This window comes from Psychrobacillus sp. FSL K6-1464 (assembly GCF_038003145.1).
Lineage (GTDB): Bacteria > Bacillota > Bacilli > Bacillales_A > Planococcaceae > Psychrobacillus > Psychrobacillus psychrotolerans.
Genome location: NZ_JBBOOP010000001.1, coordinates 334,530 through 355,545 on the forward strand (window position 1 = coordinate 334,530; position 21,016 = coordinate 355,545).

Consider the following 21,016-nt stretch of genomic DNA (forward strand, 5'->3'; position numbering starts at 1 on the left):
GAATGATGAAAAAAGCATTGTTGAATATTGATTACACGGTAGATTTTGTGGCGGACAATGGAGCATTAACATGTGGTAAACCAGGACAGGATATCGAGGGAGCCATTTTACAAGTAACGGAAGAATTTATAGCTGCTGGCGATTTGGTCGTTTTTGCGATTGATACTCATCAAAAGGATGACCAGTACCACCCTGAATCTAAGCTATTTCCCCCTCACAATATAGAGGGAACCGAAGGAAGAGATTTGTTTGGAAAACTCAAAGATGTATATGAAAATAATAAGAATAGTGAACAAGTCTATTGGATGAACAAAACTAGGTATTCGGCGTTTGCCGGTACAGACCTAGAGTTAAAGCTAAGAGAAAGACAAATTACAGAAGTTCACTTAGTCGGTGTATGTACCGATATTTGCGTACTTCATACAGCAGTGGACGCGTATAACAAGGGCTTTAAAGTAGTCGTTTATAAGGATGCTGTCGCGAGCTTCAACCAACTAGGTCATGAATGGGCTCTAGGTCATTTCCAAAACAGCATAGGTGCAGAAGTCCGATAAAACCATCTATAAACTAGTAAGTGGGTATTAAAATGAGACGGAGGGGTACGCATGAAAACAAATTACAAAGACGATGGGTTTGCGTTACACACAGATCTTTACCAAATCAATATGGCAGAAACATACTGGGAAGATAATATACACAACCGTAAAGCTGTTTTTGAAGTATATTTTCGAAAGTTACCATTCGGTAATGGGTATGCAGTATATGCCGGGTTAGAAAGAATTGTTGAATATATTTCTAACTTTCAATTCACAAAGAGTGATATAGAATATCTTCAAAATGAACTAGGTTACGAAGAAGACTTTTTAGCATATCTTCAAACGCTGAGATTCACTGGAACAATTCGTTCGATGAAAGAAGGAGAATTGGTCTTCCATAACGAACCTATGTTACGTATTGAAGCTCCTTTAGCGGAAGGACAATTGATAGAGACGGCTATACTGAATATCGTCAATTATCAAACGTTAATAGCGACAAAAGCTTCTAGAATGAAACAAGTAATTGGTGATCAAACCGCTATGGAATTTGGTACGAGGCGCGCACAAGAAATGGATGCAGCTATTTGGGGAACAAGAGCAGCTTTTATCGGAGGATTTGAAGCAACTAGTAATGTGCGAGCTGGGAAATTATTTGGTATACCAGTATCTGGTACGCACGCCCATTCTATGGTTCAAGCGTATCGTGACGAGTATACCGCATTTCATAAGTATGCGAAAAGACATAAAGATTGTACTTTCTTAGTAGATACGTATGACACCTTAAAGTCTGGCGTTCCTACCGCTATCAAAGTAGCAAAAGAGCTAGGCGATAAGATTAACTTTAAAGCCATTCGCTTGGACAGTGGTGATTTAGCTTATCTATCCAAAGAAGCGAGAAAGATGCTAGACAAAGCCGGTTTCAAACAGACGAAAATTGTTGCATCTAATGATTTGGATGAATATACTATTTCTCAATTAAAACATCAAGGAGCTAAAATTGATGCTTGGGGAATCGGCACTAAACTAATTACTGCTTATGACCAAGCGGCATTAGGAGCAGTTTACAAATTGGTATCTATTGAAGATGACCATGGAAATATGGTAGATACCATTAAGATTTCTGGAAACCCAGAGAAGGTTACTACACCTGGACTTAAAAAAGTCTACCGTATTATTAACCTGACGAGTAATAAGTCAGAAGGTGATTACATCGCAATGGATGATGAAAAACCAGAACAACAAGAAAAGTTGAAAATGTTCCATCCGGTTCATACGTATATCAGTAAGTTCGTAACAAATTACGAGGCTAAAGAACTCCATCATGACATATTTGTGGATGGTAAACAGGTCTACGAATTACCAGGAATATTAGAAATCCAACAAGATGTGAAAGAAAATTTGTTGTTCCTATGGGATGAATATAAAAGACTTCTGAATCCCGAAGAATACCCCGTTGACTTAAGTCAAAAATGTTGGGATAACAAAATGGTTAATATTCAACAGGTGAAAGAAAAAGTAGAGGCACGCTAAATAAAATTATGTTAAGACAGTTTAACTACTATTGAATATGTGGAGGTAATCTAATGGCTAAGATAGGAATTTATGGTTCGTCTTTTGATCCCATTACCAATGTCCATCTTTTTACAGCAAGTACAATAGCAAATCGTTGCAAGTTAGATAAGGTCATCTTTTTACCTTGCTCCAACAAAAGAAAAGATAAAACGATGAATACAGAAGACAAACATCGGTGGAATATGCTAGAAATGGCGATTAAATCTGATGAAAAATTCACCTTAGATAATTTTGAAATGAAGCAAGATGCCTGGAAAATCTCCACCTATGACACAATGAAGCACTTAAAGACAGTATACCCAGAGGATGATTTATATTTCATTATGGGAGCAGACTTATTAGTGGATATCGGAGATGGTAAGTGGGGAAGTGCAGATAAACTAGTGAGTGAAAATAAATTTATTGTCATGGCTAGAGATGGTATTGATATGCTGAAAGCGATAAGTGGTTCTCCTTTGCTGCGAAATAACGACGATGGGAGCACTTTCCACTTAATCGATAAGGGTATTGCTATGGAAATTAGCTCTACTTATATTCGTGATGAATTTGCAATTGGGGGAGAAGCGAAATACCTCTTGCCTACAAGTTGCTATAAGTACATTAAAGAAAATGAATTATATGGATGGAAAAATTCGTCAAAGGAAATTGGATCAAAATAAATTATAAAATTTATGCTGATCTTAATAGTTAGCTTGTATAAAAAAGTAGGCTCGGAAAAGTCTTTCCGGGTCTATTTTTCTTTACCAATGTTTTTTTAATCTACTATATCCCAAAATTGAGCGGCCACTTTTGAGGTAGGTGCATTTTTTAGTTTTAAGATGATAGGTTCCACACTATGGTTAAACTGTTTCAATTCGAAAAGGGTGAGATTTTCTAGAAAGGTAGATGCATAATCCATATTTGGAATAATCGATACTCCTAAACCTTTACTAACAAGTGAGGCTACCATAGCAATATCTTTACACTCAATTATAATATTTGGTTCTACATGATGTTCTTCAAACGCTCTATGTATTTCTCCATGAAAAGAATGTCCTTCTATTGCACCCAACATGATAAAAGGTAATTTAGCAATCTGATTAAAAGTTATATGTGAATCTATAAATGATGTCGACCAGTTAGTTGGGACAATTACAACATAAGGTTGTTTTTTTAATACTTTTATCTCATATTGTTCACTGGTGCTCAGACGTAAAAGAAATGCCAAGTCTATTTCTCTTTGTTCGAGTCGTTTTAATAATTCATCGGAGTTACCGTTAACAATACTAATTTTAACGTTAGGAGATTGTGTTCTAAATGTTCTTACGTAATCAATCATCATATTCGAGCATGCGGAAGAAACACCGATACGGATCGTTCCGGCTTTTCCTTGTTCTACTTCTTGAATTCGTCGCTCTACATCCTGTCTTTGCATTAGTGTTTGCTCCGCATATTGATACAATATTTCTCCTGTTTCAGTCAGTTCCCATTTTTTTCGATATCGATGGATTAAAGTTGTGCCAAGGTCATTTTCTAGTTTCTTTAAAAGTTGACTGAGTGGTGGCTGTGCTATATGTAGGGCTTCTGCAGCTTTAGAAATACTGGAATGCTTTACTTTTTCTCTAAAGTAATGTAATTGTCGAATATCCATCCGTACACCTCATTATATGTATTTTCATATGAATAGTTTATCATATATATATTTTTAGTATCTTGAATTGGATGATATGATGGATAGGAGATTAAAAAAGGAAGCGAATTACTTATGAATCATAAGAATGTTACGATGAAGCGCCTTACTTTATATATAGGTGGCTTATTTTTTTTGACACTTGGTGTTAGTTTATCGATTCAAGCAGGACTTGGTGTATCACCTGTTTCTTCTCTGGCATATGCACTTGTCTTAACGTCAGGCTTATCAATCGGTATTACTACAGTCCTTGCAAATATATTATTTATCCTTGTTCAAATCATTTTAAGCAAACGTATGGATATAAAAGATTTAATGCTTCAATTAATTATTTCGGTTGTATTTGGTTTCTTTATGGATGCTACATTATTCCTCGTGCAATTATTGCCTACACCTGAATCTATAGTATTGCGTTGTGTATATTTGATTATTAGTTTATTTGTCGTATCAGCAGGATTAATCGGATATTTCACCGCAAAACTCCCTCTAATGCCCTACGATGCGTTAACGTATGTTATTAGCGAACAGTTTAAAATCAAGTTTAGTAAAGCAAAGATTACGGGTGATTTAATAAATGTTTTTGTCGCAGCTATAATGGGTTTAGTTTTTATACAGTCCTTTGGAGCAATTGGTATCGGTACTATAGTTGCCGCTTATTTTATCGGAAAAATATTGGGGTGGATGATATTACGCTTTCAAGAACCTCTGCAACAGTGGGTAAGTCAAAATGAAAAAGTAATTCCCTAATTGAAAATTTGAAAAAACGGGCATCATCAGAATAGGTGTCTGTTTTTTGTATTCAATTATTTATTGTTTGAAAAGAAAAGTGATATATTGCTCAAATATATATTAGAGTTAATAAGTTATTATGACTCATATATTAGTACTTTATTTCTAAAAATAATAAAATTTCTATTGACCTAGTTCCTTGGAAGTAATAAAGTTATTTTAGTGAGTCTTTTTATTTATTTTGGAAGGGGAATAAACTAGGTGAAAGTATCTATAAAGAAGAAAATGTGGACAGGATTTGGATCTGTTCTTATTCTATTAATTGTTGTGGGGTTAATAAGCTTATACTCAGTAAATCGGATAAGTGGGGAATATAAATCATTAATAGAGGATCGAGTGGAACCAATACTATTACTCGATGAACTTACTGGTTTTCAAAAGGATATGACAACGGTAAGTCTAGCTTTAGCCTTGGGTGATACTAAAGTAGAAGGTTTAACGGATCAATTCGACAAAGGATTCCAAGAAACTGCTAGCAGAATTAATGACATGAAATTAGCGGCGGATGGCCAAGTCCTGCTAGACAGAATAATAGAATTAGAGAATCATTATGCCTCATTAAACAAAGCTATCACTAGAGATGCAATGCCTAGCGATGACGCAGAGATTGCAAAGCTTGATAGTAAAAGTGTAGTAGAAGAGTTAATGGCTGCCATTGCAGACATGAAAGAATATATGATGGAATCAGTAGAAAAAACAACCATAGAACTTGAAGAGTTAGCAAAACTAACCCTTACTTTGATACTAGCTCTAATAGTAGTAGCAATTGTGGTAGGAGTTATTATTTCCTCTGTCATAAGTCAAGGTATAGCTAGACCGGTTAGTAAAATGACAGCTTCGATGAAAGAAATTTCAGAAGGAAACTTACAAATTGATCACGTCATCATTAAAAATAATGATGAAATTGGTATATTAGCTAGTACGTTCAACAAGATGTTAGAAGACCTAAAAGGAATGGTTACACGAATGAGAGATTCATCTGTAGAACTTGCATCGAGTGCTGAGCAACTTTCAGCAAGCTCAGAAGAGAGCCTTGCATCTTCTCAAATGGTAGCAACAGCTGCTGAACAACAAATGATGGGTAGCGAACAACAACTACGCATCGTAGATAAAAACAATGATTCACTGTCAGATATGAGTCACATTGTTGACCGAATTTCTGTGAGTAATGATGAAATGGAACATGCTGCAAATACAGTTATAGAATTGGTTGCAGATGGATCAGAGGTAGTATCCAAAGTATCTGATCAAATGAATACCATTGATGCAACTATTAAAGAGTCATCTGATATTATTAAAGAAATGGAACAGCACTCGAATGAAATACAGAAAGTTACTGCATTAATCACCGAAATTTCAGAGCAAACTAATTTACTTGCGCTAAATGCAGCGATTGAAGCAGCTAGAGCTGGGGAATACGGTAAGGGCTTTGCAGTAGTTGCTGAGGAAGTGAGAAAACTTGCGGAGCAATCCAAAAATTCAGCCTCGGAAATTGAATCAATGGTTGGTGTTATACAATTGGCAGCGGGAAAAGCAGTTAAATCGATTGATATAGGTGGAGAAAAAGTAAAAGAAGGACTAAATGCATCCAATCAATCTCGTCAAGTTTTTGTAGAAATTGAAACTGCGGTTGGAGTAGTGGGATCCAAGATTGAATCTGTCTCAACTGCGATAAAAGAAATACAAACTGTGTCTGAAGCAGTGACAGTAGCTTCAAAAGAAATACAACTCCTAGCACAACAAACTGCTGACGGTGCAAATGATACGAGCGCTGCAACAGAAGAACAACTGGCTGCAAACCAAGAGATTTCTTCTAGTGCACAATCATTAGCAAACTTAGCAGAAATATTACAAAATGAAGTAAGTCATTTTAAAATAAATTAAAGTATATATAGTGAAAAAAGGGACACAACTAAACGTTGTGTCCCTTTTTGGCATCCTTCAATTAGTAAGATCTATCCCTCTCACTCATATCACGTCGATTTGGAGACATTGAACCTTGCTTTGGTGTTAAATAACCAAGTTCAGCCAACTCTAGAGAAATCTCTTCTTTCTTACTAGTTGCAGGTCGTCTCGCCATAGAACCTCTTTTATTAGCCCCTAGATGAGTACCATTTCTCATAAGAAAACCCCTCTCGACGTTTTTTGATGCCTACTTAATATGGTTTGAAATACAGGGAAAATACAATTTTTACGATAAGAATAAATATAGTTATTCTGATTCTTTATATATAAAGTAATCAAAATCAGCAGGGATACTTTGACCAGAAGTATCCTGACATTGCATGCCGACGAATGCCCCCGTGAAGAAACCACCGCCCTGAATATAATCATCTGATAATTTATGTGATGCGAGTTTAATAGGAATTAGTGTCCAATTTTCACCATCAAATGAATAGGAATATTCATAAATAGATGTTTGGACATCTACTCTAAGATAAACATATTCCTGCTCAGCTGGAATTACAATTTCATTTCCTTTAAGTGGTTGGTCAAAGGTGAAGTTATCACATGTGCTTAACTCAAGAATTTTTCCTTTTTCCTCATGCCAGGAAATCTGAAGTGCCGTCCAGTTTTCGGTATTATAATAGTTGACCAGGCCAGCAGATTGCTGAAATGTATTTGGATTAAAAGCTACTTTTGTTTCTGCAGTAAAGTTGAAATGCTGCCAACGTCTTGCTATAAATGCTTGAGTAAATTTAGAAGTAAGAGATTCTTTCCCATATAGTCGTAAATGACCAGGCTTGTCTTTTAGCGAAACAATCTGTTCACCAAGAGGTATACGCAATGATTGGAAATGATTGTTTAATCGTTCTTCATTAAAATCATCCTTCTCTTCAAACTCCTTTTCCCAAACTACTTCCTCCATAGAAGGTCCTTCGATTTCAAGTGATGGGCCATTCCCGTTTACAACATATGGCCAGTCATTTTCCCATTCGACTCTTTGGATAGCAGTCTCTCGTCCAAGTGGACAATATCCTCGTGGATCCAATAACGCTTGGTTGTCTTTAGGTAGTGGACGACCAGTTAAATGAACTAAAAACCATTCATTTGTATGTGTTTGGACGATAGAAGCATGACCTGCCTTTTGTAAAGGGTTTCTCGGATAGGGAAAAGACGTGATTAACGGATTATCCGGATGTACCTCGTAAGGACCCTCTAAGTTTCTGGAGCGTGCAATAGTAGCAGCGTGGTCGTATTTTGTGCCACCTTCAGCAGTTAGCAAATAGTAATAGTCATTTATTTTATATAGATGAGGAGCTTCCACTAATTTAATATCTGTACCTTTAAAGATAATAGTAGAGTCCCCAACTAATTTCTGCTGTTCCACATCATATTCCTGAAGTGCAATACCATAAAAATTATGATGGTGGAGACGATGATCCCACTTCATATTCACTAAATACTTCTTACCCGATTCATCATGATACAAGGATGGGTCAAAACCAGAGCTGTTTAAATAGATAGGCTCTGACCATTCCCCATCAATGGTATCACAGGTTACTAGGTAATTATGACAATCCTTCCACTGCCCCTCAGTAACCTTTACATCGGTGAATATTAACCAAAACTGTCCATCGCTGTAAGACAAGGCAGGTGCCCAAACCCCACCTGAGTTAGGATTTCCCATCATGTTCAATTGACTAATACGATTAAGTGGGCGAGAAACTAACCGCCAGTTTTTTAAATCCTTGGAATGATAAATACCAACACCGGGGAACCATTCAAAAGTGGAAACGGCAATATAATAGTCTTCCCCAACTCTACAAATACTTGGATCGGGGTTAAAGCCAGGTAATATTGGATTTCGTATAATCGTCAATTGTCATCATCCTTTGCCTCTATTTTTTGCCCATTTTAAGTTATATAGTTGCTAATAATACAAGCTAAATAATAGATTTCACAGTATTATTAATACTCCTAATAATTCCTAAAATAGAATTTTTTTCAATATGTTAATACATATAACACTAGATTAAATAAAATGGCAAGTTATAATTTTTAGATAATTTAGTGTATTCTATTCCATTGCAGTATCTTGCTGTATACTGACGGACAAAAAGTTTTCGATGGAAAAAGCAGCAACACCTAATGCTGTAGATCTGGTAGATAATTCGGAAAAATCGATTTGAAGATCATTTTGTTGGAACCAAAGAGCTTGATTTGAAATTCTTTTGTTTAACGAATATTTTAACCATTTTTCAGAGTAAGCTAATCTGTTACCGATAATAACTTGTTGCGGATTAAATATATTTATGATGTTATTAATCCCGATGCCTAAATAGTCTCCAGTTTGTTCAAATAACGCAATGATTTCATCATTTCCACTCTCTGCGAGTGTCACAAGACCTTCTAAATCTTGCATATCCGAAGGGATATCTAGCTTTTCAGCCTGTCTAACAAGCGCTTGCTCTGACGCATATAACTCCCAACAACCTTCGTTTCCACAGCGACATTTAGCGCCTCCTGCTTGTATCGTCATATGACCTAGTTCTCCAGAAAATCCATTAGAACCTTTATAAAGAGAGTCATTAAGTATCAATCCAACACCAATACCAATACCTGCACTCACGTAAATAACATTTTCAAAATCTTTTCCTGCACCAAAGTTTTTTTCACCATATGCACCAGCATTAGCTTCGTTTTCTATAATGATTGGAAGACTATACCTTTCTTCCAGAACTTCTTTTAGGTTTATATTTCTCCAGTTTAGGTTCGGTGCTAACAGAATATTATCGTCCTTATCGACGATACCGGGTACTCCAACACCAATTCCTATTACACCATGTGGAGACTCAGGAGTGGACTTCAGAAGATATTCTATTGTCTCAAATAACTTAATCTCAATCTCTTCATAATTTAAATTTTTAAATGTTATTTGCTTCTCAGTGTGAATATTTCCGTTAAGGTCCGTTAGTACTCCGAGTAAATAGTTTACGCCTAGATCTATTCCAATGGAGTAGCCAGCTTTTTCATTGAACAGCAACATAACCGGTCTTCTTCCTCCACTAGATTCACCCGGTCCAGATTCATAGATGAGATGTTCCTCTAGTAGATCATTTACTAAAGAGGAGACAGTTCCTTTGTTTAATCCGACTTGGCTTGCGACTGAAGCTCGGGAGATAGGGGAGTTGTATTTTATTTTATCGAGAACTAATGATTTATTGCCTTTTTTTACAACATGGTGATTCCATGTTTGATGGGTACTCATTTTCATCCTTCTTCAGCTCTTTCTCTCTTTTTCATCATTCTAACATATAAAACATGAATAAAAAAACTTTGTTCATCCACTAGACTAACTTAGTTTTGTTTGCTACAATGAAAACGCATACAATATTCAGAATATTGTTGTAAAATAATTGGGGTGGGGGAAATAAGAATGAAAATCAACAAAATGATTAAAATTCTACTATTTGCTTCTGTATTTTATTTATTGGCAGGGTGTTCAGATTCAGGTGACTCGTCATCAAGTTCAAGCGGTGACAAAGAAATTAAGTTTATGCATTTATGGCCAGAAGGAAGCTCCAAACAGCATTATGATGTTGTAAATGAAATTATTGCTGATTACGAAAAAGAACATGATGGAGTTAAAGTAGATTTGGAAGTGTTGAGTAATGAACAATATAAAGACAAACTAAGAGTTTTATCAACATCTAAAGAACTTCCAGATGTAGGTATGACTTGGGCAGCAGGGTTTTTAGAGCCTTATGTTGGTGGTAACATGTTCGCTCCATTAGACGATGTTATTGAAGAAGAACTTAGTGATAGTTTTGTATCAGGAACTGCAGAAGCTTATGCACTAGATGGTAAGACATACGGGTTACCATTAGAGCTTAACATTGTGACACTTTACTATAATAAAGCAATGTTTGATGAACAAGGTTTAGAAGCACCAAAGACTTTTGAAGAATTAGAAAGTGTTGTAAAAGCTTTTAAAGAAGATGGAATTGATCCGATCGCTTTAGGAAACAAAGATGCTTGGACGGGATCACTTTGGTATATGTATTTAGCAGACCGTTTGGGTGGAGCGGATGTTCTGAATAAGGCAATCGATCGCTCAGGAACATTTGAAGATCCTGCATTAGTAGAGGCAGCGCAAAAGGTTCAAGACCTTGTTGATATGGGTGCTTTTGTAAACGGATTTAATGGACTAGCAGATGAAGAAGCAAAGAGTATGTTCATGAGTGAGCAAGTGCCGATGTATTTAATCGCAACTTGGGATTTACCGAACTACACAACAAACGAAACTGTACCACAGGAATTTAGAGATTCTGTAGAATACTTAAAATTCCCAACGGTTGATGGAAACGGCGATATGAATAGCTTTGTTGGAGGTCCTGGAGTTGGACTATTCGTAGCAGAGAATTCTAAAGTAAAAGAAGAAGCGAAAGATTTTGCTGCATACTTTGTGAAACAGTGGGGTGAAAAAGCGGTTACTCAAGCCGGCGTAATACCTGCTACTAAAGTGGATGCTGATTCTTTAGATCTTCCAGAAATGTATATTGATATTTTAAATGAATTAAATGAAGCAAGTAATATTACGTTATTTGCTGACGTTCAAATGAGTCCAGATGTCGCACAAGTGCACTTAGATTCAATTCAGGCTCTTTTTGGAAAAGAAATGACTCCAGAAGAATTTGCAAAAGCGCATGAGGAAGCTCTTTCAAAATAGAAATGAACGAGTCAATTTCATAATTAATTTATTATAAAGTAGACTTCGTTGATTGAAGCGGTGCCCACGTAAAGCATCCGCCTGGAGCGAAAATCAACTTTGTTCGAATTTTACTGTTATTAGCTTCTTTATGAAATTGGCTTAAATAGAAGGAATGTAATGAAAAACAGAGGGTTATCCTGCCTAGTTGGATAGCCCTTCTCTACCTGGTAAGGAAGGAGTTGAATGTTATGAACAAGGTAATGTCTAACAAACTACTAATAGCATTATATATTTCACCTGCGCTGTTACTAGTTCTAGTATTAGTATTCATACCACTAATTCTATCAGGCTATTATGGCTTAATGGAGTGGGATGGAATAGGAGATAAAACATTCATTGGATTAGAGAATTATATAAATGGGCTTCAGGATATGAAGTTTTGGAGTAGTGCCTATCATTCGTTTTTACTGGCTATATTCTCGACACTGAGCTTAGGTATTTATTTGGTAATATCCTTTATATTAGCATCCAAGATAAAAGGATCAGATCTACTGAGAAAGATATACTTAATACCGATGTTACTGTCATCCGTTGCGATTGCACAGCTATGGATTAAAGTGTATAACCCGTCGAATGGTATTTTAAATGTATTTCTGAAACAAATAGGAGTGGAAAATCCTCCTGCTTGGTTAGCGGATCCATCCTTAGTTTTATTTGCAATTTTCATTCCAATTTTGTGGCAATATGCGGGCTTTTATATTTTGATTTACTATGCTGCATTAAAGAATATTCCAGAGTCATTAATCGAAGCTGCAAGAATCGATGGTGCTTCTGCATTCCAAATTGCTACGAAAATTAAGTTGCCTTTGATCAAGGAAGTCGTAAGTGTAACTGTCGTATTAGCAATAGTTGGGTCGTTAAAATACTTTGATCTAATCTATGTGATGACTTCTGGTGGACCGAATGGTGCAAGTGAAGTAATGGCGTCTTATATGTATAAGTTAGCCTTTTCAAGCTATAACTTTGGGTACGGAAGTGCGATTGGGTTCCTTCTATTAATCATTACATTAATCGTAACTTTTATCGTTCGTAAACTAACTACACCAAAAGAGAGAATAGAATATTAAAGGAGGTTTGTATATGAAGCGTGTAGGCTACTTTTTTCTATATTTTAGTCTATTGGTTGTAGCATTGTTTCAAATCGTCCCGCTATTATGGTTATTCATCTTCTCCTTAAAAGACAATAGAGAAATATTTGCGGGTTCACCGTTCGCATTGCCTTCGGAGTTTAGATGGGAAAACTATTTAAAAGTGTGGGATGGCGGTATAGGTATTTACTTTTTTAATAGTGTTTGGATTACCACGCTAGCGATCGTATTAACCGTTCTTTTCGCAAGTATGGCTACTTTTGCAATTACGCGCATGAGATGGAAACTAAGTGGGGCCGTTCTTAGCCTGTTCATCATTGGGCTTATGATTCCTATTCATTCAGCGCTGATTCCACTATACAGTATGTTTTTAAGTGTGAATCTAATCGATAATCCCCTCGGAGTAGTTATTACATATACAGCCTATAATTTACCCATAACGATGATGATTTTGCTTGGATTCTATTACACGCTACCAAAAGAAATTGAGGAAGCTGCTGTTATCGATGGTTGTTCGGTCAATCGAATGTTTTTCCAAGTAATTCTTCCGATGACAACACCAGTAATGGCTACCACTGTAGTGATTAATATGATTTATAACTGGAATGAGTTTGTGTTTGTTAATACGTTTATCAGCTCTGAGAAATATAAAACATTAACAGTTGGCATCCAAAATTTCATTGGTCAATATATGACCGATTGGGGTGCAATAGGGGCAACTCTAATCATTAGCGTTCTACCAATTATTATTGCTTTCATTTTCTTTAGCAACAAAGTAGTGGAAGGTATCTCTGCAAGTGCGGTAAAAGGCTAAGAAGACTGGGGCAAGTGGAAAGTTAGGCCATGGAGTTAGACAATAAAAATAGCTTCCACTATGGGAAGCTATAATTCACTGCTCACTTTTAAGGCTTCTTGCTTGTCGCTCACTTTCTGAAATGCATGTAGGCTAAACCTCATCGATATAAAAGCGTAGACACTTCCGCCAAATATAATTCCAATGGCTGGAAGTAGGCTTATTAAGTAAAAGAATGGCAACAGGCATAGGAAGATTAATAGAGTTGTAATTGGATTAATAAGCATAATGAAAAAGGAATTTTTTATAATCGGTCCTAATTTTAAATTAAAGTGGACGAAGGATGGAAACAAATAAAACAGGAACATGATGAATAATAACATAAAAGCAAATAATGGTAAGTATGTCCAAGTTAACAAATCACTATTAGTAGATTGTATGTAAATAATATCTAATCCAATAATGACTATAATGAGCGTAACAAGGACTCCTAACAAATTACTTTTCATGAATTCCTCTTTAAAATGTTTCCAAAAGGTACTAAACAATGGTATTTCTGTTTCACCTTTCAACCATTCTCTCACTATGGCGAACATTGAAGTAGTAGAGGGGAAAAATCCGAAGATTACTCCACCCAGCAATGTAAAGAAGAGCCATAGCAAATTTAAATAGGCAAGTCTTGTAATCCATTCAAGTGCATTATATATAAAACTACTTATTGCATTCATGAAGAACCATCCTTTGTTTTCAATTTATTTGAAAGAATTGGAGAATTATTAATAGCATACACTTTTTAATTATGATAATACAACTTTGTTCGGTTAATTAACAAACAAATTAAACAGTTAAATCTCATGCAAAAGCCATTGGCCAATTTGTAGAGATAAAATTCAGGAGGTCAAAATAATGGTCTATTTCCAAAATGTCGAGAAAATTAAATTTGAAGGTGCAGCTTCCAAAAATCCTTATGCGTTTAAATTTTATAATCCACAAGAAAAAATTGGCGGTAAAACGATGGAAGAGATTTTGAGATATGCCGTTTCCTATTGGCATACGTTTACGATGGATGGGTCAGATCCTTTCGGCGCAGGGAGTATGAACCGACCTTGGGATAAATTTAGTGGATTGGATCTAGCAAAAGCAAGAGTAGAGGCCTCATTTGAATTTTATGAAAAGATGGATGTCCCGTTCTTCTGTTTCCATGATATTGATATTGCTCCAGAGGGAAGCAACCTTAAAGAAAGTAATCAAAACTTAGATGTAATTGTTAGCATGATAAAAGATTATATGAAAAATAGTAAAGCTAAATTACTTTGGAATACGGCGAATAACTTTACGCATCCACGCTTTGTGCACGGGGCAGCAACTTCAAGTAATGCAGATGTTTTTGCCTACTCGGCGGCTAAAGTAAAAAAAGGATTAGAAATTGGTAAAGAGCTTGGTGCTCTAAACTATGTATTCTGGGGTGGACGTGAAGGTTACGACACTTTACTAAATACAAATATGAAACTAGAATTGGATAACTTATCTCGTTTCTATCATATGGCTGTAGATTATGCGAAAGAAATTGGTTTCGAAGCACAGTTCTTAATCGAGCCAAAACCAAAAGAGCCTTCCACACACCAATATGATTATGATGTTGCAACAGCTCATGCATTTTTACAAAGTTATGGCCTGGAAAATTCATTTAAATTTAATATCGAAGCAAACCACGCTACACTTGCTGGTCATACGTTTGAACACGAACTGCATTATGCGAGGATTAATAATATGTTAGGATCCGTAGATGCAAACCAAGGTAATCCACTTCTTGGCTGGGATACAGATGAATTCCCAACAGATTTATGGACTACAACTCTTGCGATGTATGAGATTTTACAAAATGGTGGATTAGGCAAAGGTGGTTTAAACTTTGACGCGAAGGTTAGAAGAGCATCATTTGAACCAGAGGACCTGTTCCACGCACATATTGCTGGAATGGATGCTTTTGCCGTAGGTTTACGAGTTGCACAAAACTTGATTGATGATAAAGTGCTTGAAAATGTGGTGGACGATCGCTACAAGACGTACAAAGAAGGTATTGGATTAGATATTGTAGAAGGTAATACTGATTTCCATAAGCTAGAAGAGTATGCCTTTGGACTTCAAGATATTAAACAGACTTCTGGCCGTTTGGAGCAGATCAAGGCGACGATCAATCAGTACTTATTGCAGTCATTTAACAAATAATAGGAATGCATTTGGTAGGAGCTGAAGTGATGAAATATGTTATTGGGGTAGATTTAGGAACTAGTGCTGTGAAGATATTGCTAGTCGATACTAGTGGGGAAGTCATTCAAAGTGTATCGAAACCCTATCCTTTAATACAGGAAAAAACGGGTTATAGCGAACAAAATCCCGAGCACTGGGTGGAACAAACAATAGTAGGTTTAAAAGAGTTATTAAAGGATTTTCCAAGCGATATAGCGAATATTGAAGGGATGAGTTTTTCGGGACAAATGCACGGCCTTGTTCTGTTAGATGAACAAAATGAGGTATTACGTCCTGCAATTCTTTGGAATGATACACGCACTACAGCTCAGTGTCAGCAAATCTATAATGTAATTGGTGAAGATAAACTGCTTCAAATAACAAAAAACCCCGCTTTGGAAGGTTTTACGTTACCCAAGATATTATGGGTGAAAGAAAATGAGCCGCAAGTATTTGAGCAGGTAAAGACTTTTGTACTCCCAAAGGATTATTTACGGTACAGATTTACAGGTCAGCTTCATATAGATTATTCGGATGCTGCGGGAACTCTTTTATTAGATGTTGGTAGAAAAGAATGGAGCACAACTATATGTGCTTTATTGGATATCAACCCAAGTATTTGTCCGCCATTGTTAGATTCCCATGACGAAGTTGGTACTATTTCTTTAGATATTGCACAAGCAACTGGTCTATCAGCTACAACTCGAGTGTTTGCAGGTGGTGCGGATAATGCTTGTGGTGCAATTGGCTCTGGAATTTTAGAGGATGGAAAAACGCTTTGTAGCATAGGGACATCGGGTGTTGTATTATCTTATGAGGCAACCCCAGATAAGAATTTTAATGGGAAGGTTCATTATTTTAATCACGGGGTCTCGGATGCTTTTTATACAATGGGTGTAACGCTTTCTGCGGGTCATAGCTTGACGTGGTTTAAAGAGGTTTTCGCAAGTGAAGAATCTTTCCAACAATTATTGTCCGAGGTAAATACTGTTCCGGTAGGTTCAAATGGATTGTTGTTTACCCCCTATTTAGTTGGAGAAAGAACACCTCACGCAGATGCAATAATTCGTGCTAGTTTCATAGGAATAGATAGTTCGCATCAGCGCAAGGATTTTGTTCGTTCTGTTTTAGAAGGAATAACATTCTCTTTACATGAATCTATTGAAATCTTTCGGAAAAACGGGAAGTTGATAGATACTATTGTATCAATTGGTGGTGGAGCTCAAAATGATGATTGGCTTCAAATGCAAGCAGATATTTTCGATGCGAAAATTGTCCGACTAACTAGCGAACAGGGACCAGGAATGGGAGCAGCGATGCTAGCAGCTTATGGCTGTGGGTGGTTTAATTCATTAAAAGATTGTGCAGCTAACTTTTTAAATGAAGATAAACAGTTTAATCCTATTCGCGTAAATGTGGAAAAATATAAAAAGTTATTTCTTATTTATCAACAGGTTTATGGTCAAACAAAAGTTCTAAATAAAGGACTTTTGGAATTCCGCAAGTAAGTGTTATAAGAGCCTCAACTACATAGTTGAGGCTCTTATTTACAAAGGGAGAGGAGTGGCGAAATGAATTATCGTCAAATTGGTAGCACAGATTTAAAGGTAAGTGAACTTAGCTTTGGAACTTGGGCAATAGGTGGAGCATGGGGAAAAACAAATGACGAGGAGTCTTTAAAAGCATTAGATTATGCAATTGGCAACGGGGTTAACTTTTTTGATACAGCCGATGTATATGGGGATGGTCATAGTGAGGAGCTTTTGGCCAAAGCAACGAAAGGAAAACATGGAGAGATTCATATAGCTACGAAATTTTGCAGAGCGGGTGATGTTTATGATCCTAAAACATATTCCATGGAAAGTGTTACAAAGTACTGTGATGATAGCTTAAGACGTCTTGGTAGAGATCAAATTGATTTGTTGCAAATTCATTGTCCACCTCTAGAAATTTTAAAAGATGGTCAAGTATTTGAAGTGCTGGATCACTTAAAGAAACAAGGTAAAATTCGCTATTATGGTGTTAGTGTGGAGACGGTTGAAGAAGGGCTACTATGCTTAGAACAACCAAATGTTGATAGCCTACAAGTAATATTCAACATCTTCCGCCAAAAACCATTGGATCAATTATTTCCAAAGGCTAAGGAAAAGGGTGTCGGAATCCTTGCGCGTGTTCCGCTTGCAAGTGGACTACTAACTGGAAAATTTAATATAGGTACTAAATTTGAATCGGATGACCATCGTAACTTTAACCAAGACGGAGCTGCGTTTAATGTGGGTGAAACTTTTGCAGGATTAGGGTTAGAAAAGGGTGTAGAGTTAGCGGGTAAACTAGAATGGATTGCGGAAGGTAGAGAAAATATGACTCGAGCTGCATTAAAGTGGATACTGGAGCATGAAGAAATTTCATGTGTCATACCTGGTTTTAAAACAGTTGCTCAAGTAATGGATAACCTACAGGCAGTTAATGTTAGTGCTTATACAGAAGAGGAAATGCAAAAACTAGCAAAGTTTTATATGCAAGAAGTCCATAGTGAAATTAAAGGAGTTTACTAGTAATACTTTTGTTAATAATTTGAGTCTGAAGGAAAGGGAGATGACTGAATGGAGAACATTAGATGGGGAGTATTAAGTACGGCAAATATTGCGCAGCAACAACTAATACCGGCAATTGGCCGAGCAGATAATGCGGAGTTAATAGCTATCTCGAGTAGGGGAAGTCAAGTGCATCCAGTAGCTTCTAAGCTAGGTATCCCTAAAGCTTATGAAAGCTATGAAGAACTTCTCAACGATTACGATATTGAAGCTGTTTACATCCCGCTTCCTAATCATTTACATAAGGAATGGGTATTTAAAGCAGCTAAGCAAGGTAAGCATATACTATGCGAAAAGCCAGTAGCTTTAACAGCCCAAGAAGCAGAAGAAATGGTGGAAGTATGTCGAGAGAGCAATGTAAAGTTTATGGAAGCCTTCATGTACCAGCTACATCCACAGCATCACCGCGTAAAAGAAATAATAGCATCGGGTGAAATTGGGGACATAAAGCTTATAAAATCGAGTCACTCCTTTCACTTACAGTCCCGTGTAGATAAATTTAGAATGGACAAAGCAAAGGGGGGAGGCTCTCTTTATGATGTGGGTTGTTATAGCATTCATGCGATTCGTTATTTGTTAGATGCCGAACCAGTTTCTGTGCAATGCTTTGCGGACCTTGACCCTGAAACAGGTATAGATTTGAGCACCTTTGGATATTTGAACATGGGCGGGGGAGTACGTGCCATATTTGACTGCAGTTTTGATATGACTGGAAGAAATGAATATGAAGTAATAGGTACAAAAGGAACGATCAAAGTGCCTTTTGCCTTTAGACCAGATAATAACGGTGGAGTAGGGAAGGTAATAACACAAGTGGCAGACATAGTGCGTGAAGAGAATATATACGGGGATCTATACCGGCTAGAAGTGGAGCACTTTTCGGAAGTAATACAAATGAATAGTAATCCAGAAATTTCAGGAGTTTCTACTATTAATAATATGCGAGTGATAGAAGCATGTTATCATTCTATACAAACCGGAGAACTTATAGAGATGAAGTAATAATAAGAAAGGATTGGGTTGCTAAGTGTCAGTGCAAGAAAAGCTATTTGGATATATAAATGGACTACCGGTTACTTTATTTACAGTTAAAAATAATAATGGTTTTGAAGTATCCTGTATGAATTATGGATGTGTAATTACAAAAGTTTTAGCTACCGACAGAACAGGACAATATGAAAATGTTGTTCTCGGATATGATACGTTAGAGGAATATGATCATAATCCAAAGTACTTAGGAGCAGTTGTAGGTCGAGTTGCTGGTCGCATCCGTGGAGACTCTTTTTGTATAGGAGAGGATATCTACAATCTCCAAAAAAACGATAAAAATAATCATATACATGGAGGTCTCAATGGATTTAGTCATACAATATGGAATGCTACTGTGCTGGAAGGAGACCAAGATACTACAATTGAGTTTACCTATTTAAGCGCAGATGGGGAAGAAGGATACCCTGGTAATCTAGAAATGAAAGTAAATTACACCATTTTACACGAGGAAGACACGCTATTAATTACATACACTGGTATTTCTGATAAAGACACATTAGTAAATGTAACGAATCACTCATATTTTAATCTTAGTGGGAATTTGAAAAGGGATGTATTAGGCCATGCACTAACGATGGATAGTCCTTTGTATTTAGAGTTAAATGAGGAGTTTCTTCCAACCGGAAATATAATACCGGTTGAGAACTCTGTATTTGATTTTAGAGAAGGCCGTAAAATAATGGATGGAGTGGCCTCTGTTCATCCACAAAATGTATTAGTCGGAAACGGTTACGACCATCCATTTTTATTTACTGAAAACGAACTTAATGCAATGTTATTAACAGAAGCAGAAAGTGGTCGTAAACTAGTAGTAGAAACTACAGAGTCTGCAGTCGTTTTCTATACAGGAAATAACATGGGCAATACGGAAACTATGAGAGGCGAAGAGCTAAGAGATTATTTAGGTTTATGCCTGGAAACGCAAGGGCCACCTGATTCAATTCATCATCCTCATTTCCTTTCGTCTATTCTACGAGCAGGGGATGAGTACAAGACTACAACAATTTATTCTTTCGGAGTTATAGCAGAAGAATAATACATGAAAAAAGCCGAGAGAAGTTTAAGACACTTCTTCCCGCTTTTTTTATTAGAATTGAATTTCGTCTGGGTCAGGACCCATACGAACATTTGTAGCTAGTTTAGCAATTGCGTCCATATCTTCAGACGATAATTTGAAGTCAAAGACATTAAAGTTTTCTTGAATACGACTAGGAGTAATCGATTTTGGTAAAGCAACTCGTCCTAATTGTAAGTGCCAACGAAGCACAATTTGTGATGGAGACTTCCCATATTTTTCAGCCAACTGGTGGAATAAATCAAAATCTAAGAATTTCCCTTGCATAAGGGGACTCCAAGCTTCTACATGAATACCTTTGTCGGATAAATAATTCACAAAGTTCTGCTGTGGTAATTGGGGGTGTAGCTCGATTTGATTGATCATAGGCGTCATCAATCCAGCTGCCTCTAATTTCTCCAAGTGATGTTCTTTGAAGTTAGACACACCAATTGACTTTATTTTTCCTTCATTGTAGAGCTCAACCAGCGCACGCCAAGCTTCTACAATACCGTCAACTGGCCAATGGATTAAGCATAGATCTAGATAGTCCGTGTTTAAACGGTTAAGGGACTCTTGAAATGCTTCTTTTGTACGGCCTGCACGAACGTCATCGTTCCAAATTTTTGAAGTTAGGAAGATATCTTCACGAGCAACACCAGAAGCAGCAATTCCTTTTGCCACTCCTTCTTCGTTACCGTAAGTAGCTGCAGTATCAATATGACGATAGCCGACGCGAAGAGCCTCTTCTACAGCAGCTGGAGCTTCTGTTTCGTTATCAACTTGCCAAACACCAAAACCAATTTGAGGGATTTTCAATCCATTACTAAGTGTTAGAAATTCCATGTATATATCTCTCCTCTCTAAAAATATAATATTACCATTCGGATTCCTTTGTATCCAACA

General features: G+C 36.7%; 19 protein-coding genes. 13 read left to right on the plus strand and 6 right to left on the minus strand.

Annotation, left to right across the window (positions count from 1 at the left end; all coding sequences use genetic code 11):
• The first annotated feature begins 5 nt into the window (after positions 1 to 5).
• The 3 genes from MKX39_RS01685 to nadD are packed head-to-tail and all read left to right on the plus strand — an operon-like array spanning position 6 to position 2,767.
• A complete protein-coding gene (locus tag MKX39_RS01685) occupies positions 6 to 554 on the plus strand; it encodes a cysteine hydrolase family protein (protein ID WP_340771306.1) in 549 nt (182 codons plus the stop codon).
• 51 nt (positions 555 to 605) lie between these two features.
• Positions 606 to 2,066 (plus strand): nicotinate phosphoribosyltransferase, encoded by a 1,461-nt coding sequence (locus tag MKX39_RS01690; protein WP_340768028.1) that lies wholly within the window; start codon positions 606 to 608, stop codon positions 2,064 to 2,066.
• Positions 2,067 to 2,119: 53 nt separating this feature from the next.
• Complete coding sequence (nadD, locus tag MKX39_RS01695; RefSeq protein ID WP_340768030.1) at positions 2,120 to 2,767, plus strand: nicotinate (nicotinamide) nucleotide adenylyltransferase; 648 nt, start codon at positions 2,120 to 2,122, stop codon at positions 2,765 to 2,767.
• Between the two features lie 95 nt (positions 2,768 to 2,862).
• Here nadD and MKX39_RS01700 read toward each other — a convergent pair whose 3' ends face one another.
• A complete protein-coding gene (locus tag MKX39_RS01700; RefSeq protein ID WP_340768031.1) occupies positions 2,863 to 3,738 on the minus strand; it encodes a LysR family transcriptional regulator in 876 nt (291 codons plus the stop codon).
• A 114-nt stretch (positions 3,739 to 3,852) separates the two neighbouring features.
• Here MKX39_RS01700 and MKX39_RS01705 point away from each other — a divergent pair, with 114 nt between their 5' ends.
• Together MKX39_RS01705 and MKX39_RS01710 are read left to right on the plus strand one after the other, a co-directional pair.
• Positions 3,853 to 4,524 carry a YczE/YyaS/YitT family protein gene (locus MKX39_RS01705; RefSeq protein WP_340768032.1) on the plus strand — a complete coding sequence of 224 codons (672 nt, stop codon included), beginning with the start codon at positions 3,853 to 3,855 and terminating at the stop codon, positions 4,522 to 4,524.
• Between the two features lie 243 nt (positions 4,525 to 4,767).
• On the plus strand, positions 4,768 to 6,450 hold the full coding sequence (locus MKX39_RS01710; protein ID WP_340768033.1) for a methyl-accepting chemotaxis protein: 1,683 nt from the start codon (positions 4,768 to 4,770) through the stop codon (positions 6,448 to 6,450).
• 61 nt (positions 6,451 to 6,511) lie between these two features.
• On the opposite strand, the gene MKX39_RS01715 is transcribed toward MKX39_RS01710, so the two are convergent.
• From MKX39_RS01715 to MKX39_RS01725, 3 genes are all read right to left on the minus strand, one after another.
• On the minus strand, positions 6,512 to 6,688 hold the full coding sequence (locus tag MKX39_RS01715; protein WP_175496217.1) for a hypothetical protein: 177 nt from the start codon (positions 6,686 to 6,688) through the stop codon (positions 6,512 to 6,514).
• Positions 6,689 to 6,778: 90 nt separating this feature from the next.
• Positions 6,779 to 8,389: a glycoside hydrolase family 43 protein gene (locus MKX39_RS01720; protein ID WP_093536250.1), complete on the minus strand. Its 1,611-nt coding sequence runs from the start codon at positions 8,387 to 8,389 to the stop codon at positions 6,779 to 6,781.
• A 198-nt stretch (positions 8,390 to 8,587) separates the two neighbouring features.
• Complete coding sequence (locus tag MKX39_RS01725; protein WP_340768035.1) at positions 8,588 to 9,778, minus strand: ROK family protein; 1,191 nt, start codon at positions 9,776 to 9,778, stop codon at positions 8,588 to 8,590.
• A gap of 168 nt (positions 9,779 to 9,946) precedes the next feature.
• Between MKX39_RS01725 and MKX39_RS01730 the strand changes: the two genes are divergently transcribed.
• The 3 genes from MKX39_RS01730 (at position 9,947) to MKX39_RS01740 (ending at position 13,183) form a co-directional block, all read left to right on the plus strand.
• Positions 9,947 to 11,239: an extracellular solute-binding protein gene (locus tag MKX39_RS01730; RefSeq protein WP_093536246.1), complete on the plus strand. Its 1,293-nt coding sequence runs from the start codon at positions 9,947 to 9,949 to the stop codon at positions 11,237 to 11,239.
• A 230-nt stretch (positions 11,240 to 11,469) separates the two neighbouring features.
• A complete protein-coding gene (locus MKX39_RS01735; protein WP_093536244.1) occupies positions 11,470 to 12,348 on the plus strand; it encodes a carbohydrate ABC transporter permease in 879 nt (292 codons plus the stop codon).
• Positions 12,349 to 12,361: 13 nt separating this feature from the next.
• Positions 12,362 to 13,183: a carbohydrate ABC transporter permease gene (locus tag MKX39_RS01740; RefSeq protein ID WP_340761278.1), complete on the plus strand. Its 822-nt coding sequence runs from the start codon at positions 12,362 to 12,364 to the stop codon at positions 13,181 to 13,183.
• A gap of 68 nt (positions 13,184 to 13,251) precedes the next feature.
• Here the strand turns inward: MKX39_RS01740 and MKX39_RS01745 are convergent, their stop codons facing one another.
• A complete protein-coding gene (locus MKX39_RS01745) occupies positions 13,252 to 13,890 on the minus strand; it encodes a YesL family protein (protein WP_340768036.1) in 639 nt (212 codons plus the stop codon).
• 178 nt (positions 13,891 to 14,068) lie between these two features.
• On the opposite strand from MKX39_RS01745, the gene xylA reads away from it, so the two are divergent.
• From xylA to MKX39_RS01770, 5 genes are all read left to right on the plus strand, one after another.
• Positions 14,069 to 15,391: a xylose isomerase gene (gene xylA, locus MKX39_RS01750; protein WP_340768037.1), complete on the plus strand. Its 1,323-nt coding sequence runs from the start codon at positions 14,069 to 14,071 to the stop codon at positions 15,389 to 15,391.
• Positions 15,392 to 15,420: 29 nt separating this feature from the next.
• Positions 15,421 to 16,920, plus strand: coding sequence for a xylulokinase (xylB, locus tag MKX39_RS01755; protein ID WP_340768038.1), 1,500 nt, complete (start codon positions 15,421 to 15,423; stop codon positions 16,918 to 16,920).
• Positions 16,921 to 16,983: 63 nt separating this feature from the next.
• Entirely contained in the window at positions 16,984 to 17,967 is a 984-nt protein-coding gene (locus MKX39_RS01760; RefSeq protein ID WP_340768039.1) for an aldo/keto reductase, read from the plus strand.
• Between the two features lie 48 nt (positions 17,968 to 18,015).
• Positions 18,016 to 19,008, plus strand: coding sequence for a Gfo/Idh/MocA family protein (locus MKX39_RS01765; RefSeq protein ID WP_340768040.1), 993 nt, complete (start codon positions 18,016 to 18,018; stop codon positions 19,006 to 19,008).
• Between the two features lie 25 nt (positions 19,009 to 19,033).
• A complete protein-coding gene (locus MKX39_RS01770; protein WP_340768042.1) occupies positions 19,034 to 20,092 on the plus strand; it encodes an aldose epimerase family protein in 1,059 nt (352 codons plus the stop codon).
• Positions 20,093 to 20,143: 51 nt separating this feature from the next.
• On the opposite strand, the gene MKX39_RS01775 is transcribed toward MKX39_RS01770, so the two are convergent.
• Positions 20,144 to 20,956 carry an aldo/keto reductase gene (locus MKX39_RS01775; protein ID WP_340761285.1) on the minus strand — a complete coding sequence of 271 codons (813 nt, stop codon included), beginning with the start codon at positions 20,954 to 20,956 and terminating at the stop codon, positions 20,144 to 20,146.
• Positions 20,957 to 21,016 lie beyond the last annotated feature (60 nt).